The sequence below is a fragment of the Ruegeria sp. CDSB022 genome, assembly GCF_059611145.1.
Genome location: NZ_JBXWOZ010000009.1, coordinates 16040 through 30451, shown reverse-complemented (window position 1 = coordinate 30451; position 14412 = coordinate 16040). Strand labels below are relative to the sequence as shown.

The following is a 14412-nucleotide window of genomic DNA, read 5'->3' as shown; positions in this document are numbered from 1 at the left end:
TTGATGTCGCGTTTTCTGGCCTGACTTCGCTTAGAACTATATCGTGAGACCAAAATGCTAAAGAAATACGGGCGTACATTCCACTTGCCGCAATCTCCCGGTGCTACAAGCGATGACAAGATCATGTCGAGTGTTGATGAGTTGGCATCAGCGGTCGAAGTCGTCTTTACCGAAAAGATGGACGGCGAGAATACGACAATTCACAGCCAAGGCTGCCACCCTCGCAGCATCGACGCAAGATATCACCCGTCGCGAGACTGGGTGAAGGCTTTCGCAGCTGGTATCGCACCGCAACTTACTTAGGATGAGCGCATTGTTGGCGAATATCTATTCGCACGTCATTCCATCGCGTATTTGGAATTGCCGACCTATTTTTTGGGATTCGCGTGGATCAAAGCTGGCGTCGTTCAGCCATGGGATGCGACGCTGTCACGCTTTACAAAACTTGGAATCAGCCCTGTTTCCGAACTGTATCGGGGACGGCTCTCAGCTCAGGTCGTCGCTGATGTAATTGCAGCCCTAGATCTAGACACACAAGAGGGGTTTGTCGTTCGCACAACAGCAGCATTCGAGGAAGAAAACATGCCCACTCATCTCGCGAAGTACGTACGTGAAGGTCATGTGCAAAGTGAGACGCATTGGATGAATGCTGAACTGGTTAGAAATGGGCTGGTCTGATCGGATCGAAGCCTAGCAACTAAAGGGTTTCGTCGGGTCGCGTCCTACCTTGACCGCAGCCCATTTCCGACGCATATCCCCAACCCATGACAGACCTCGCTCACATCCGCAATTTCTCCATCGTCGCGCATATCGACCATGGCAAATCCACCCTTGCTGACCGGCTCATCCAAGAGACCGGGACAGTCAAGGATCGTGACATGAAGGAACAGCTGCTCGACAGCATGGATATCGAGCGCGAGCGCGGCATCACCATCAAGGCCAACACGGTCCGCATCGACTATACCGCCGACAATGGCGAGAAATACGTGCTGAACCTGATCGACACCCCCGGCCACGTGGACTTTGCCTATGAGGTCTCGCGGTCGATGCGTGCGGTCGAAGGCTCTCTGCTGGTTGTGGACTCGACCCAAGGGGTCGAGGCGCAGACGCTGGCCAATGTGTATCAAGCCATCGACGCCGATCATGACATCGTGCCGGTGCTGAACAAGATCGACCTGCCTGCGTCCGATTGTGACCGCGTGGCCGAACAGATCGAGGATGTGATCGGCATCGACGCGTCTGAGGCGATTCAGGTCAGCGCCAAGACCGGGCAGGGCATCCATGAGACGTTGGAGGCCATTGTCACCCATCTGCCGGCCCCCAAGGGTAATCTGGATGCACCGCTCAAGGCGATGCTGGTCGATAGCTGGTACGACGCCTATCTCGGCGTCATCGTTCTGGTCCGCATCATGGACGGCACCCTGAAAAAGGGCATGCGCGTCAAGTTCATGTCGAACAACACCCTGCACCATGTCGACCGCGTCGGCGTTTTCCGCCCCGAGATGGAGATGGTGGACAGCCTCGGCCCCGGTGAGATCGGCTTTCTCACTGCCTCGATCAAACAGGTCCGCGACACGCGCGTTGGCGACACGATCACCAATGACCGCAATGGCGCAGAAATCGCGCTGGACGGCTTTAAACCCGCGCAACCGGTGGTGTTCTGTGGCCTCTTCCCCGTCGACAGTTCCGAATTCGAAGACCTGCGCGACGCGATCGACAAGCTGGCGCTGAATGACGCCAGCTTCAGCTTTGAAATGGAAACCTCGGCAGCACTTGGCTTTGGCTTCCGCTGCGGCTTCCTGGGCCTGCTGCACCTTGAGGTCATTCGCGACCGGATTGAGCGCGAATATGATATCGAGCTGATCACCACCGCGCCCTCGGTGATCTATCACGTCTTCATGAAAGACGGCGAGATGATCGAGCTGCACAACCCCGCCGACATGCCCGACCCCTCAAAGGTCGACCATATCGAGGAACCACGCATCAAGGCGACCATCCTTGTGCCGGATGAATTCCTGGGCGACGTACTGAAACTGTGCCAGGACCGCCGCGGCATCCAGATGGACCTGACCTATGCGGGCTCGCGCGCGATGGTCGTCTATGACCTGCCGCTGAATGAGGTCGTCTTTGACTTCTACGACCGCCTGAAATCGGTGACCAAGGGCTATGCCTCGTTTGATTATCAGATGACCGGCTATACCGAGGACGCGCTGGTCAAGATGTCGGTGCTGGTGAATGATGAACCGGTCGATGCGCTATCGACCATGGTTCACCGCGACCGGGCCGAGATGCGGGGCCGGGCGATGTGCGAGAAGCTCAAAGACCTGATCCCGCGCCACATGTTCAAAATCCCGATCCAGGCCGCCATCGGCGGCAAGGTCATCGCGCGCGAGACCCTCTCGGCCCTGCGTAAGGACGTTACTGCCAAGTGTTACGGAGGCGACGCCACGCGGAAACGCAAACTGCTGGACAAGCAGAAGGCGGGTAAGAAGAAGATGCGTCAGTTCGGGAAGGTCGATATTCCGCAGGAGGCGTTTATCTCAGCGTTGAAGATGGATAGTTGAGGCCTGCCTACCTCTTTTGGAATTGCTTGGGCTGCAAGAGGAATATGTCTCTGACGCCCTTTCGCCGAAATTCAACGAAACGATATGTTATTCCGGAAACGAGAAGCAATGCCAAAAAATAAAGCATCAGTATTGGCGTGAATATCCAGTTCTGGCTTCCCCAGATGTGATTGAACACATGAATGATCTGCCAGTGCCAGATATACACGCTAAAGCACATCATGCCCAAAACCTGAAGTCCTCGGATCTCTAAGAAACTCCGCAGAGTTGAGTTGGTTTTTTGGGCGCGAAGGGCTAAAATCAGCAGCGCGATACCCAGAGAGAGAAATAGATTTGCGAATGTCTGGGAAATGGCTGGAAAATCACCTGTGACGCGTCCGACGGAAAGTACAAAGGATAGATATATCATTAACACTCCACTTGGTAGTAAGATGCGCCTTTTCAAGGCGAGTGCATGATTGTCATCGGTAACGTGTATCCAAAAATGTGCTGCGAGCATACCAATACAAAAGTCTGAAAGCCTCCCAGGCAATGTGTCGGAAACACTGTTTAAGTATTTCCCGTTAACCTGAAATTCCACCGATCCATAGACGTTTACCGCAAGCGAAAGAATGATCAAAAGAGCGGACGCATTGGCAATACCCAAGTAACGCATTAGTATCAGGATCGCTGGAAATAAGATGGAAAACCAAATCTCGATACCCAAAGACCACAATGGAGGGTTCATTGGCGGGAAAAATAATTCTGGACTGGGAAAGAGGACAAGTACATAGGCGATTGAATGGATCAAGAACCTTGCGATTGGTTCGCCGACAAATGCGACAAGACACACAAGAACGTTCAGGTAGTAGAGTGGGAGCAGGCGCACGGCCCGCTTTTTTAGAAATCTCACGCTGTCGATTTGTAGATTGGCGGATCGCGCGAACGGAAGGAACAGAACGAACCCGGACAGCACGAAGAATATGTTTACACCCAACCAGCCGGAAAACTGAAATGGTTGGATCGCGAAAAAGTAAAACGACGAAGTTTTTTCTAAGGGTATTGGTGTATAATGAGGCTGAATGAGATGGTGATACAGGACCATCAGAATAGCAATGCCGCGTAACCCGTTAACGTACCCTATTTTGTCCTGATCAGCCATTCTGGTCATGTAATAAACTCAAACTCACAAACACTTACGACCCGCAGCATAGTAGACTGGCGCTAAGTGCACCAGCCCCGCATAGGGACACGCGATTTTGGTTGCGCCGCACGAGATAAAAGTCGCGAAAAGGTTTTTTTGTTTCAACCAAAGCAGTGTTTGGATGATGTCTTGAAAAAATTGTATTAGACAGTTAAAGACTGTGCCAATCAGGAAAATGGCAACTATTCTTTTGACCTGCTCTACAGAATTGTTACCAGATCATATCCTGCGAGTATTCGTTTTGAGGTACTATCTGTGCTGATACCATGCTCCTCTCACTCTGACCCAGATCAAAGACCGCGTGTGCGCTCAATCCTAGGATCCGCGAAAGTTGAATCCCTGATATGAGGCCCCCATGCTTCCCCTGATGCTGATCGTACATATCTTCCTTGGCTCCACCTTTGCCGGGTCCGCTGTCATTGCGGTTCTGTCGATGGGGTATACGACGCTATACCCTATCCTGATCGCTGCCGGAGCTGGCTTTATTGCGGCGTTTCCGGTTTCGTATCTGGTGACCCGAAAGATCGCGGGATAAGGCCTGTTCGGCCCATTGTGACCAACCTCACAGCCGCATCCCGGCTGGCCTGCTAGAGTTTACGTTGCAGAACCCTAGCAGGAGGCGCAGATGTCCACATCCATGATCCCCTTCATTGCCCTCGGGTCAGCGGGTCTCTATTCCGTTGCCATGGTAGCGATGAAGTTCTGGTGGAAAATCCCCGGCCTGGGGCTTGGCCTGCTGATCGTCGCGACCCTGCTGGCCGGGGCGACGCTCGAACTCGCCGCGCTGCGCGACGAACGGTTGGGCATAATCTATACTGGCATTCTGGGGGCCGAGGTCGTTCTGATCGCCATCGCCTCATTCTTTCTGTTTGGTGAAAACTTCTCGCATCGCGAAGTGTTTGGCATTTCCCTGGTCGTGATCGGCACCGCGCTGGCCTGGGCCTAAGCGAGACAAACTGGTTAGGCTTCTTTAAAGCCTTCATGAAGCTTCCTTCAGGTAAGTTGCAACCGGCCCTCAGCCACCCAATCTGTGTAAAAGGCCAGCGAAAGGCCCAGCACAGGAGGTGAGCCAGTGACAGCAAATTCAACTATCGAAGCGGTAGATGCCCCTTCATTTAGGTTGGCTGCGTGGGCTGGCGCAAGATCCTTGGGCTGTATGTAATCTTGAATTTGCGTAGCCTGCGCGATCGAACGAGTTCCGGGCTCGTCTCTGGTCTCCAGGTGAACTGAAGCGTCTCTGGTCCGGTTGGAATTTAGGGGGTACTGGCTGCGAATTGCCGCAGCGCTTAGTAGGTAACTCAACCGGGCCGGAGCGCTTCTCAAATTCAGAACAGGCTTTCAGCGCAATGTGCGGGCAGGTGGCCCTGATTGGTCAGAAAATGCCTCGGTCCTCGGAGGCCGTGGCCAAAGAGCGACCCGTTCACGGCGGGTTTGATTCGAAATATCAGGGATCGGATCGGCGCAATCGCTCACCAAAACCCCCAGAAGGGTCGTGCAGCCCGTTTGCGCCTGCAGAAAGAGTCCAAAATCCCGGGCCGAGCACGTAATTTCACTTGTCCAATGGCAACTCTGCGCAGGAACGTAAAATCTAGAGTTATCCACATCACTCTCCAGCGAGATATCAACAGTTTATCCCCGACTATTTTTTATGCTGCAGTGCTATTTTCTTGCCCGATTATGACCGCGATGTAACAGTCAGGTTACCGCAGAGGTTCTTAGGATCCTGGGTGGGACGCAAAGGCCAAGGGGGTCGCTGCGGTGAAGTAAAATCTTAGGATTTTGTTCTACTGCAAAGACTTACCGGTGCGTGATCAGCTGATTTGGGCGTCAAGTTTGAAACAGGTGATCAAGCTCTCAGAAGGTTAATGCGTGCTGTGCGGGGCCCTCGGGCTCTGTTCAGCGGCTGTGGCCCCTTAGGGGGACAAAGCAACTGGATCGGGACGTCCCTCGGGCGTGTCGAACCGGTAAGGCGTCAGGGGTGTCCTTTGGGCACGTGCAAAGACCGCGTCTGCGCACCTGACGCCTTTTCCTTTTTCCGGGCCCCGGATTCATACAGGCAGCGATTTAATTCCCCCTAAAACGGGAACGGGGTTCTAGCGTTTAAGCAAGAACCCCGTGATCGTGTCAGAAATGCAATGCCGCGTCTATGCACCTGTGTCCGCAAGGATAGCGGGTGTGGGTGCAGAGGGCAACCATATCTTGTATGTCGCCCGATCTTGATCGCTACATTCCGAATGGAATCAGATGTTTTCCTGAACCTCGGTGGCTGCGCCCTGAATTGCGTCACCTGCTTTTTCAATATCTTTACCGGCGCCTTTAGCGGTTTCACATGCGGCGAGTGTGCAAAGGGCCAGTCCAATAAGTGCGGCTCGGATCATAGGTCTCTCCTTTTGTATAAGTCCCGATTTTCGTAGCAGTTTTGCTAATGGTGAACCAGAGTTTTGAACCGGCATTCTATTCTTTACGAAAAAGTGGCCCGATGGCTGCTGTCACCAGGAAGATCACAGCTGCGGCGCAGACGATGCTGGGCCCGGCCGGAGTGTCGGCAAGATACGCACCGCACAGCCCGACAAGGGCGGCAGCTGATCCGATGATTGCGGCCCCGAACGCCATATTTTCAGGTGTTTTCACCAAAGACCGCGCGCCGGCTGCCGGGATGACGAGCAGGGCGGCAATCAACAGAACCCCTACCACTTTGATTGCCACGGCAACGGCCAGCGCCATGGTCAGCGTCAACCACACCTCCTCGCGCTTTGGGTCAATGCCGGATGCATAGGCCATGTCTGGGTTCAGCGTGGCGACAAGTAGGGCTGACCAGCGCCAGATCATGACTGCCAGGATCAACGCGCCGCCACCCCAAATGGTTGCCAAATCGCCTTTGGTGACAGCCAGGATATCACCAAACAGAAAGGCATTTAAATCCAGCCGGACGTCGGACAGCAAGGCGACGGTGACTAGCCCTGCGGCCAGGGCTGTATGCGCTATTACGCCTAGTAATGTATCCATCGCCAACCCCTTGCCACGCAAAAGCGTGACGGTAAGCCCCATGGCAAGCGCTGACGCCACAATCGACGGCAGCATCGGAAGCGAAAATGCCAGAGACAGTGCCACACCCAGAACAGCCGCGTGCGCTGTGGCCTCGCCCAGATAGGCCATCCTGCGCCATACCACAAAGCACCCCAAAGGGGCCGCCGCGAGTGCAACGCCGATACCAGCCAGCGCGGCGCGGACCATAAAATCGTCTAACATCAGTTGGTTGTTTCCTGGTCGTGGTGGTGGTCATGGTCGTGCGAATGGCTGTGTTGATGTTGGTAAAGGGCCATCATGCCCTTGGTTCCGCTGCCAAATAAGGCCCGGTATTCAGGTGCGTCCGCGACGGTATGAGGCGACCCCTCGCAGCATATATGTCCGTTCAGACATAGCACACGGTCTGAGGCCGCCATGACAACGTGCAGATCGTGACTGACCATCACGATCGCGCAACCAAGGTCGCGTCTGACCTGCTCAATGCGTTGATAGAAGGCAGCTGCACCCGGTTGGTCCAGGCCTTGCGTCGCTTCATCCAAAAGCAAGACCTGAGGATCATCAAGGAGTGCGCGCGCCAGCAGAACTCGTTGAAATTGACCGCCCGAAAGCTGGGTCATTTGCCGGTTGCGCAGATCCGGGACGCCCGCTCGTTCTAGGGCATCCAGCGCTTTGCGGGCCGAGATCCGTTTGGGTAAGCCCAGGAAACGTTGCACGGTCATCGGTAAAGCGGCGTCCAAAGCCAGTTTTTGCGGGACATAACCGATGCGCAGGCCGGGTGCGCGGCTTACCTGGCCTTCTGATGGGGTAATGGCCCCAATGATCGCCCGTAAAAGAGTCGACTTACCAGATCCGTTGGGCCCCACAATGGTCACGATCTCTGCTTCGGAAACTGCCGCATTCACATGTTCAAGGATCGTGCGGCCGTCGATCCGAATGGACATGTTTTTCAATGAAATAAGGGGGGTATTCATGCCGCCGACCCTACACATTCGGGACATAGGCCCTCGGCCTCGACCACTACTCGTTCGATTTGAAACCCCGAGGTGTTCGCCGCAGCGCCCAATCGGCCCTGTGTCAGCTCGGTTTCCGTTTCAGCCACCGCTTTGCAGGACCTGCAGATCAGAAACGCGGGGACATGGTCATGGGTCGGGTGGGCGCAGGCTGTATAGGCATTCAGTTGCTCGATACGATGCACGAACCCGTTTTGCACAAGGAAATCCAGTGCACGATACGCGACCGGAGGTTGCGACCCGAGCCCTTCTGCAGCTAGCACAGCCAGAATGTCATATGCGCCCATTGCCCGGTGCTTTTCCAACAGAATCTCAAGAACACGGCGTCGGACAGTGGTGAATTGCAGGCGCTTTGTTCTGCACTTGTTTTCGGCCTGAGACAGCGCAGTGTGAACGCAGTGGGCGTGATCGTGTTGTCTGAATCCAACAGTGCTCATGGCGGGACTCCAATAATTTTCAACTTGATATGTAATAACGTCCGGATTAACAAGCGCTCAACGAATGTAATAACATATCATCTCGGAGGGAATATGTTCCGACCCACACTGTATTTGTTCTCAATCGCGTTTGCAGGCCAAGCCATTGCCGAGGCGCCAAGCGTGGCCGTCGATATTGCGCCTGTCCATTCGCTGGTCGCCCGGGTGATGGACGGCGTGGGTGAGCCCAGCTTGATCATTCCACCCGGCGCGTCACCTCATGATCACGCTATGCGGCCTTCTGAGGCGCGGTCTTTGCAATCCGCCGAGATCGTTTTCTGGACCGGAGAAGAGCTGACCCCTTGGCTGGTTAAACCCTTGGGCGCGCTGTCGCCGGATGCGCTGCATGTCTCTTTGTTGGATGCGGATGGAACAATTCTCTATGAATTCCGGGATGCGACCGATCATGATGACCATGATGACCGTGCGGATCATGATGGCCACGACGATCACGCGGATCACGACGATCATGCGGGTCACGACGATCATGCGGGTCACGACGATCATGCGGGTCATGACGATCACGACGACCATGCGGGCCATGCAGACGACCATGGCCATGATCACGAAGGGGTAGACCCCCACGCCTGGCTGGATCCCGAAAATGCACGTATCTGGGTTCAGGTAATTGCCGCAACGCTCTCAGAGGCGGACCCTGAAAACGCCGATTCTTATCAGCAGAACGCGGCGACCGCAGATCGGGAACTGATTGAACTGAAAGAAAAAATTATGACAGATCTGACAGATATGCAGACGCTGTCATTCATAACGTTTCATGATGCCTATCAGTATTTCGAAAAGCGATTTGGGCTGGAGTCATCCGGCGCAGTCAGTCTTGGCGATGCGTCCTCTCCCGGGCCGGCGCGATTGGCGGCTTTGCGTGAAAAGGTTGAGCATGAAGGAATTGTTTGTGCCTTTTCCGAGCCACAATTTGACACAAGGCTGGTACGGACAGCGATCGAAGGAACCGGGGCCACGATCTTTGAATTGGATCCCGTAGGCGTGAGTTTTGACACAGGAATTTCGCACTATGACAGTTTGCTAATGGCCATGTCCGCCGGCTATCAAGACTGTTCCAAAAGTAAGTCGTAAGTAGCCGGGATAGCGGATTGCTCTTATTCTTCGTTGCAAAAGAGTTCGTAGACAACCTCTAACATCCGGCGTGGCCGTTCATCGGCAAGTCTATAAAAGATCGCCTTGCCTTCGCGGCGAGGCGTCACCAACCCTTCAAGTCGCAACCGCGACAGTTGTTGCGAAACAGCGGCTTGCCGCGCCGAAAGCAGCTCTTCCAGTTCTGTTACTGACTTTTCTCCCGATACCAGGTGGCACAGGATCATGAGACGCCCTTCGTGGCTGATGGCCTTGAGAAAATTTGCAGCATGCGTTGCGTTCTCAACCATTTTGTCGAAATTTTCCGGAGATGTTTCCTGTGAAAGTTGTGGAAGGGCCATCCTCTGTTTCCTTACCAGCCCACACTTTGGGCGCCTGTTTGTGTTGCTGCCTGGAGAAGGTCGCAAGTCAGCTAGTTATGAACATTTACTCTCATATGCATGAACCAAAATGAGGTGAGGGGAAAAGGGGAACTTGTGAGAGTTCGACGCAGATTTCGACTTTGAAGAGCGTATCGCTTTAGTCACCGCTGAATATCAATTTGCATTTGCAGGGCATGAAGTTTCCTGCACCCCTTGCAGCCCCACTGTGGCGATACTAAGACTCAGGTAACAGATTTTCGGGTAGTGTCCCGATCCATAGCAAAGCAGGCAGGTTTCTTATGTTCGATCCCGTTGACACATACATGAACACGCTTGTCCCAATGGTCGTTGAGCAGACCAGCAGGGGTGAGCGCGCATATGATATCTTCTCGCGCCTTCTGAAAGAGCGGATCATCTTTATCAACGGCCCGATCCACGACGGGATGAGCCATCTTGTGGTTGCTCAGCTGCTGCACCTTGAGGCGGAGAACCCGAACAAGGAAATCTCGATCTACATCAACTCGCCGGGTGGCGTGGTCACCAGCGGTTTGTCGATTTACGACACAATGCAGTATATCAAACCGAAATGTTCCACATTGGTGATCGGTCAAGCGGCCTCGATGGGGTCGGTTCTGCTGGCCGGTGGTGAGAAGGGCATGCGCTTTTCCCTGCCGAACAGCCGCATCATGGTGCACCAGCCCAGTGGCGGATATCAGGGGCAGGCAAGCGATATCATGATCCACGCAGCTGAGACGCAAAAGCTGAAGGATCGCCTGTATGATATCTATGTACGCCATACTGGACAGACCAAAAAGGCTGTTGAAAAGGCGCTGGACCGTGACAACTTCATGAGCCCGGAAGAGGCTAAGGAATGGGGTCACATCGACGAGATCGTTGAAAACCGCGCCAAGATGAGCGGCGAAGAGGGCTAAGCCCAGACCCCTCGTGTCGCCGATACGGGGGGTATTTTGAGATTGTAGCCGCCACAGTGCTGGCCTAAGCTGCACGAACAGGCGCAAGCGCGGCCCCGCAAGGGGCATAGGATGGAGCCCGAAAGGTAGATCATGGCGACGAATTCAGGCGGTGACGGCAAAAACACGCTCTACTGCAGCTTCTGTGGCAAAAGCCAGCATGAGGTGCGTAAGCTGATTGCAGGTCCGACCGTGTTCATCTGTGATGAATGCGTCGAGCTGTGTATGGACATCATCCGCGAAGAGACGAAAGCCAACGGGCTGAAATCTTCTGACGGAGTGCCGACGCCGAAAGACATCTGCGGAGTTCTGGACGATTATGTGATCGGTCAGGCTACGGCCAAGCGGGTTCTGTCAGTGGCGGTTCACAACCACTATAAACGATTGAATCACGCTCAGAAGGCCGGCAGCGATATCGAGCTGGCCAAATCCAACATCCTGTTGATCGGCCCGACAGGCTGCGGCAAGACGTTGTTGGCGCAAACTCTGGCGCGCATTCTAGATGTGCCCTTTACCATGGCCGATGCGACCACGCTGACCGAAGCCGGTTATGTGGGCGAGGATGTCGAAAATATCATCCTCAAGTTGTTACAGGCCAGCGAATACAATGTCGAACGCGCGCAGCGCGGCATCGTTTACATCGATGAGGTCGACAAGATCACGCGCAAATCCGAGAATCCCTCGATTACGCGCGACGTGTCGGGCGAGGGCGTGCAGCAGGCGCTGCTGAAGCTGATGGAAGGCACCGTCGCCAGTGTTCCGCCGCAAGGTGGACGCAAGCATCCGCAGCAGGAATTCCTGCAAGTGGACACGACGAATATCCTGTTCATCTGCGGTGGTGCCTTTGCGGGTCTGGATAGAATTATCGCACAGCGCGGCAAAGGCTCGGCCATGGGCTTTGGTGCCGATGTGCGGGACAATGATGACCGCGGCGTGGGTGAGATTTTCAAAGATCTGGAGCCTGAAGACCTGCTGAAATTCGGTCTGATCCCGGAATTTGTCGGACGTCTGCCAGTTCTGGCCACGCTTGAAGATCTCGACGAGGATGCGCTGGTCACCATTCTGACCAAACCCAAGAACGCGCTGGTCAAACAGTATCAGCGTCTGTTCGAACTGGAAGATGCCGAGCTGGGCTTTACCGACGATGCGCTCAAGGCTATCGCCAAACGCGCCATTGAACGGAAGACCGGTGCACGCGGGCTGCGCTCGATCCTTGAAGATATCCTTCTGGACACGATGTTCGAATTGCCTGGCATGAAGAACGTGACCGAGGTTGTCGTTAACGAAGAGGCTGTATCTTCAGACAAACAGCCGCTGATCATCTATGCGGATGCGGCGGAATCGGCTTCGGCCGGGTAATCACAGAATTTGAATTGCAACAGATGGCGCGGTGATCCCGCGCCATTTTGTGTTTGGGAGGGCAGGATGACGATAAGGCGAATTTCCTCGGGCGGCCAATATGAGGCCAAAGTCGGCTATTGCCGGGCAGTGGTTGCAAACGGTTTTGTCTTTGTTGCCGGAACCTGCGCACAAGGCGAAATCATTCCCAAAGATATCGTCGGACAGTGCAAATCCGCGCTGCAGGCGATTGAAAAGGCCTTGGATGAGGCTGGATCAAATTTGGCGCATGTGGTTCGGGTAAACTACTACCTTCCGGACATGTCAGAATTTGAACTGTGCTGGCCCTTGCTGGTTGAGGCATTTGGTGAAAACCCGCCGGCGGCGACAGTGACCGAATGCAACCTGATCACGCCAGAGGACCGCATCGAGATTGAAGTGACCGCAGTTTTGCCGGATTGATGCGCAACGTTACCCTAGCACTGGACCTTGGCGGACCTTTGGTCCATATCTGCAGAGACAAAAATGCCGGAGGCAGCCGATGGGAATCCTGAACAGTCTTTTGCGCGCCGTGACCTGGTGGAACGGGGCCACCCTGAACACCCAGATTTACACCGCGCGCAAAGGCGTGAAAGTCGGTGAAGATAATGAAGGTAATATATTTTATCGTACCGCGGATGACAGCAGGCGTTGGGTGATCTTCAACGGCGAGGCCGAGGCCAGCAGGGTTGATCCCGATTGGCACGGTTGGTTGCACCGCACCTGGGACGAACCTCCAACCGACAAACCTCTGGCACATAAATCCTGGGAAAAACCGCATCAGGAAAACCTGACAGGAACCGCGCTTGCTTATGCACCGGCGGGGTCTTTGCGCCGCCCGGATCCGGTCGAGCGTTCGGATTATGAGGCCTGGAACCCGGAATAAGACGAGGCGAGCAATGTCATCTTACAAAGTTTCAGAAGTTTTGGTCGGAGGCGCCGTCCTGGCCGGGGCAATAGCGTTTGGCGTCTATGCGAGCCAGTCGACAGGCCTGTCCCAGGGCGGTTCTGGTTATGAGCTTAACGCCTCTTTCCGCTCGCTCGAAGGCGTCGGCGTCGGAACGGACGTGCGGCTTGCCGGGGTCAAAATCGGCACCGTGACAGGGGTGGCCCTGAACCCGGAAACCTACCGGGCGGACACGACTTTTGCGATTTCTGATGGAATTTTAGTCCCCGATGACAGTGCTATCGTGATCTCATCCGAAGGGTTGCTGGGTGGTAACTTTGTAGAAGTCATGCCAGGCGGATCGCTCTTTAACTTTGAACCGGGCGATCAGGTCGAGGATACACAGGGCGCAGTCAGCCTGATTTCGCTTTTGGTTAAGTTCGTCGCCGGAGATGGCGGCGAATGAAGCGATATGCTCTGATCGCGGCAATTCTGGCAGCCTCTGGGGTAGCGGCACAGCAAAAGGTTCAATCTGGACCGGGTGCAATGCTCAGAGGGCTGGATAAGGTCAATGGCCAGACCGTTGATGTCGAACTGCAAAACGGCCAATCCAAGACAGTCTTTGGGCTGGATGTCGCGCTGGGTGATTGCCGCTATCCTGCAGATAACCCAACAGGGGACGCGTTTGCCTACCTGACCATTTGGGAACAAGGCGGAACGGATCAGCTGTTTGACGGGTGGATGATTGCCACCTCGCCAGCCCTGAATGCGCTTGATCATTCGCGCTATGACGTCTGGGTGATCCGCTGTATCACGCCATCCGGCGATTGATCGAGATCAGCAGAGAAATCTGCTGCAATAGTCACTGCCTCTTCCAGCGCGTTCCGATACTGTGCCCGCGGCACCTCAATCGCGCCGAGCGAGGCGAGATGCGCGGTTAAAAACTGTGTATCGAACAGTTTGAACCCGCAGGACCGCAACCGGTCGACCAGATAAGCAAGCGCAATTTTTGAGGCATCCTTGCGTCGGGAAAACATGCTTTCACCAAAGAAGGCAGCGCCAAGAGTAACGCCATAAACGCCCCCAACCAAATTCGGGCCGTCCCAGATTTCCAGTGAATGGGCGTGACCGGATTGGTTCAGCTTTTGGTAAAGGGTGCGAAGTTCCTGATTGATCCAGGTATCCGTGCGATCAGCGCAGCCATCAACAACGCCGGCAAAATCCCTGTTGATTGACACCGTGTACCCACAGTTCCGAATCCTGCGGGCCAAGCTGCGTGAGATGTGAAATCCGTCCAGAGGGAAGATGCCGCGAAACTTAGGATCAACCCAGAACAGGTCCGGATCATCGCGATGTTCAGCCATCGGGAAGATACCGATGGAATATCCATGGAGCAGTAATTCCGGGGAAAGGCTCATGCCAGGCGCCTCAGGGTCGGAAAGCGGT

The 14412-nt window shown here is 54.7% G+C and carries 17 protein-coding genes and 1 pseudogene; 11 read left to right on the top strand and 7 right to left on the bottom strand.

Going from position 1 to position 14412, the window contains the following annotated elements; translation table 11 throughout:
* Positions 1–54: 54 nt before the first annotated feature.
* Together AC2FIZ_RS13940 and lepA are read left to right on the top strand one after the other, a co-directional pair.
* A pseudogene (locus tag AC2FIZ_RS13940) lies at positions 55–678 on the top strand (RNA ligase family protein).
* Between the two features lie 86 nt (positions 679–764).
* Entirely contained in the window at positions 765–2564 is a 1800-nt protein-coding gene (lepA, locus tag AC2FIZ_RS13935) for a translation elongation factor 4 (protein WP_281973236.1), read from the top strand.
* 7 nt (positions 2565–2571) lie between these two features.
* On the opposite strand, the gene AC2FIZ_RS13930 is transcribed toward lepA, so the two are convergent.
* Positions 2572–3705, bottom strand: a complete 1134-nt coding sequence (locus tag AC2FIZ_RS13930) for an acyltransferase family protein (protein WP_281973235.1) — start codon at positions 3703–3705, stop codon at positions 2572–2574.
* Between the two features lie 397 nt (positions 3706–4102).
* Here AC2FIZ_RS13930 and AC2FIZ_RS13925 point away from each other — a divergent pair, with 397 nt between their 5' ends.
* Both AC2FIZ_RS13925 and AC2FIZ_RS13920 read left to right on the top strand, forming a co-directional pair.
* A complete protein-coding gene (locus tag AC2FIZ_RS13925) occupies positions 4103–4282 on the top strand; it encodes a CTP synthetase (protein ID WP_142638109.1) in 180 nt (59 codons plus the stop codon).
* Between the two features lie 90 nt (positions 4283–4372).
* Positions 4373–4693: a hypothetical protein gene (locus AC2FIZ_RS13920; RefSeq protein WP_142638110.1), complete on the top strand. Its 321-nt coding sequence runs from the start codon at positions 4373–4375 to the stop codon at positions 4691–4693.
* A gap of 1294 nt (positions 4694–5987) precedes the next feature.
* Here AC2FIZ_RS13920 and AC2FIZ_RS13915 read toward each other — a convergent pair.
* From AC2FIZ_RS13915 to AC2FIZ_RS13900, 4 genes are all read right to left on the bottom strand, one after another.
* The gene (locus tag AC2FIZ_RS13915; protein ID WP_142638111.1) at positions 5988–6125 is read right to left on the bottom strand and encodes an entericidin A/B family lipoprotein; all 138 of its coding nucleotides are present in this window, start codon (positions 6123–6125) and stop codon (positions 5988–5990) included.
* Between the two features lie 76 nt (positions 6126–6201).
* Positions 6202–6996, bottom strand: coding sequence for a metal ABC transporter permease (locus tag AC2FIZ_RS13910; protein WP_142638112.1), 795 nt, complete (start codon positions 6994–6996; stop codon positions 6202–6204).
* Positions 6996–7745 (bottom strand): metal ABC transporter ATP-binding protein, encoded by a 750-nt coding sequence (locus tag AC2FIZ_RS13905; protein ID WP_496690139.1) that lies wholly within the window; start codon positions 7743–7745, stop codon positions 6996–6998. The genes AC2FIZ_RS13910 and AC2FIZ_RS13905 overlap by 1 nt, the downstream gene beginning before the upstream one ends.
* Positions 7742–8221 carry a Fur family transcriptional regulator gene (locus AC2FIZ_RS13900; protein WP_142638114.1) on the bottom strand — a complete coding sequence of 160 codons (480 nt, stop codon included), beginning with the start codon at positions 8219–8221 and terminating at the stop codon, positions 7742–7744. The genes AC2FIZ_RS13905 and AC2FIZ_RS13900 overlap by 4 nt, the downstream gene beginning before the upstream one ends.
* Before the next feature lie 93 nt (positions 8222–8314).
* Between AC2FIZ_RS13900 and AC2FIZ_RS13895 the strand changes: the two genes are divergently transcribed.
* Positions 8315–9352, top strand: a complete 1038-nt coding sequence (locus AC2FIZ_RS13895) for a zinc ABC transporter substrate-binding protein (RefSeq protein ID WP_496690138.1) — start codon at positions 8315–8317, stop codon at positions 9350–9352.
* Between the two features lie 23 nt (positions 9353–9375).
* Here the strand turns inward: AC2FIZ_RS13895 and AC2FIZ_RS13890 are convergent, their stop codons facing one another.
* A complete protein-coding gene (locus AC2FIZ_RS13890) occupies positions 9376–9711 on the bottom strand; it encodes an ArsR/SmtB family transcription factor (protein WP_142638116.1) in 336 nt (111 codons plus the stop codon).
* A gap of 320 nt (positions 9712–10031) precedes the next feature.
* Here AC2FIZ_RS13890 and AC2FIZ_RS13885 point away from each other — a divergent pair, with 320 nt between their 5' ends.
* The 6 genes from AC2FIZ_RS13885 (at position 10032) to AC2FIZ_RS13860 (ending at position 13797) form a co-directional block, all read left to right on the top strand.
* Positions 10032–10664, top strand: coding sequence for an ATP-dependent Clp protease proteolytic subunit (locus AC2FIZ_RS13885; RefSeq protein WP_142638117.1), 633 nt, complete (start codon positions 10032–10034; stop codon positions 10662–10664).
* Between the two features lie 132 nt (positions 10665–10796).
* Positions 10797–12062 (top strand): ATP-dependent Clp protease ATP-binding subunit ClpX, encoded by a 1266-nt coding sequence (gene clpX / locus AC2FIZ_RS13880; RefSeq protein WP_496791203.1) that lies wholly within the window; start codon positions 10797–10799, stop codon positions 12060–12062.
* 66 nt (positions 12063–12128) lie between these two features.
* On the top strand, positions 12129–12503 hold the full coding sequence (locus AC2FIZ_RS13875; protein ID WP_142638120.1) for a Rid family hydrolase: 375 nt from the start codon (positions 12129–12131) through the stop codon (positions 12501–12503).
* Between the two features lie 79 nt (positions 12504–12582).
* Positions 12583–12966: an NADH:ubiquinone oxidoreductase subunit NDUFA12 gene (locus AC2FIZ_RS13870; protein ID WP_142638122.1), complete on the top strand. Its 384-nt coding sequence runs from the start codon at positions 12583–12585 to the stop codon at positions 12964–12966.
* Positions 12967–12979: 13 nt separating this feature from the next.
* Positions 12980–13432, top strand: coding sequence for an outer membrane lipid asymmetry maintenance protein MlaD (gene mlaD, locus AC2FIZ_RS13865; protein ID WP_496703388.1), 453 nt, complete (start codon positions 12980–12982; stop codon positions 13430–13432).
* Positions 13429–13797, top strand: a complete 369-nt coding sequence (locus tag AC2FIZ_RS13860) for a DUF2155 domain-containing protein (protein WP_142638127.1) — start codon at positions 13429–13431, stop codon at positions 13795–13797. Before mlaD ends, AC2FIZ_RS13860 begins: the two co-directional genes overlap by 4 nt.
* Here the strand turns inward: AC2FIZ_RS13860 and aat are convergent.
* Positions 13752–14384 (bottom strand): leucyl/phenylalanyl-tRNA--protein transferase, encoded by a 633-nt coding sequence (gene aat, locus AC2FIZ_RS13855; RefSeq protein ID WP_496703390.1) that lies wholly within the window; start codon positions 14382–14384, stop codon positions 13752–13754. The genes AC2FIZ_RS13860 and aat overlap by 46 nt on opposite strands.
* Between the last annotated feature and the right edge of the window lie 28 nt (positions 14385–14412).

Excerpts from the sequence above, each read along its gene's own strand:
- lepA (WP_281973236.1), top strand. The coding sequence starts at position 765 with ATGACAGACCTCGCTCACATCCGCAATTTCTCCATCGTCGCGCATATC.
- AC2FIZ_RS13930 (WP_281973235.1), bottom strand. The coding sequence starts at position 3,705 with ATGGCTGATCAGGACAAAATAGGGTACGTTAACGGGTTACGCGGCATT.
- AC2FIZ_RS13925 (WP_142638109.1), top strand. The coding sequence starts at position 4,103 with ATGCTTCCCCTGATGCTGATCGTACATATCTTCCTTGGCTCCACCTTT.
- AC2FIZ_RS13920 (WP_142638110.1), top strand. The coding sequence starts at position 4,373 with ATGTCCACATCCATGATCCCCTTCATTGCCCTCGGGTCAGCGGGTCTC.
- AC2FIZ_RS13915 (WP_142638111.1), bottom strand. The coding sequence starts at position 6,125 with ATGATCCGAGCCGCACTTATTGGACTGGCCCTTTGCACACTCGCCGCA.
- AC2FIZ_RS13910 (WP_142638112.1), bottom strand. The coding sequence starts at position 6,996 with ATGTTAGACGATTTTATGGTCCGCGCCGCGCTGGCTGGTATCGGCGTT.
- AC2FIZ_RS13905 (WP_496690139.1), bottom strand. The coding sequence starts at position 7,745 with ATGAATACCCCCCTTATTTCATTGAAAAACATGTCCATTCGGATCGAC.
- AC2FIZ_RS13900 (WP_142638114.1), bottom strand. The coding sequence starts at position 8,221 with ATGAGCACTGTTGGATTCAGACAACACGATCACGCCCACTGCGTTCAC.
- AC2FIZ_RS13895 (WP_496690138.1), top strand. The coding sequence starts at position 8,315 with ATGTTCCGACCCACACTGTATTTGTTCTCAATCGCGTTTGCAGGCCAA.
- AC2FIZ_RS13890 (WP_142638116.1), bottom strand. The coding sequence starts at position 9,711 with ATGGCCCTTCCACAACTTTCACAGGAAACATCTCCGGAAAATTTCGAC.
- AC2FIZ_RS13885 (WP_142638117.1), top strand. The coding sequence starts at position 10,032 with ATGTTCGATCCCGTTGACACATACATGAACACGCTTGTCCCAATGGTC.
- clpX (WP_496791203.1), top strand. The coding sequence starts at position 10,797 with ATGGCGACGAATTCAGGCGGTGACGGCAAAAACACGCTCTACTGCAGC.
- AC2FIZ_RS13875 (WP_142638120.1), top strand. The coding sequence starts at position 12,129 with ATGACGATAAGGCGAATTTCCTCGGGCGGCCAATATGAGGCCAAAGTC.
- AC2FIZ_RS13870 (WP_142638122.1), top strand. The coding sequence starts at position 12,583 with ATGGGAATCCTGAACAGTCTTTTGCGCGCCGTGACCTGGTGGAACGGG.
- mlaD (WP_496703388.1), top strand. The coding sequence starts at position 12,980 with ATGTCATCTTACAAAGTTTCAGAAGTTTTGGTCGGAGGCGCCGTCCTG.
- AC2FIZ_RS13860 (WP_142638127.1), top strand. The coding sequence starts at position 13,429 with ATGAAGCGATATGCTCTGATCGCGGCAATTCTGGCAGCCTCTGGGGTA.
- aat (WP_496703390.1), bottom strand. The coding sequence starts at position 14,384 with ATGAGCCTTTCCCCGGAATTACTGCTCCATGGATATTCCATCGGTATC.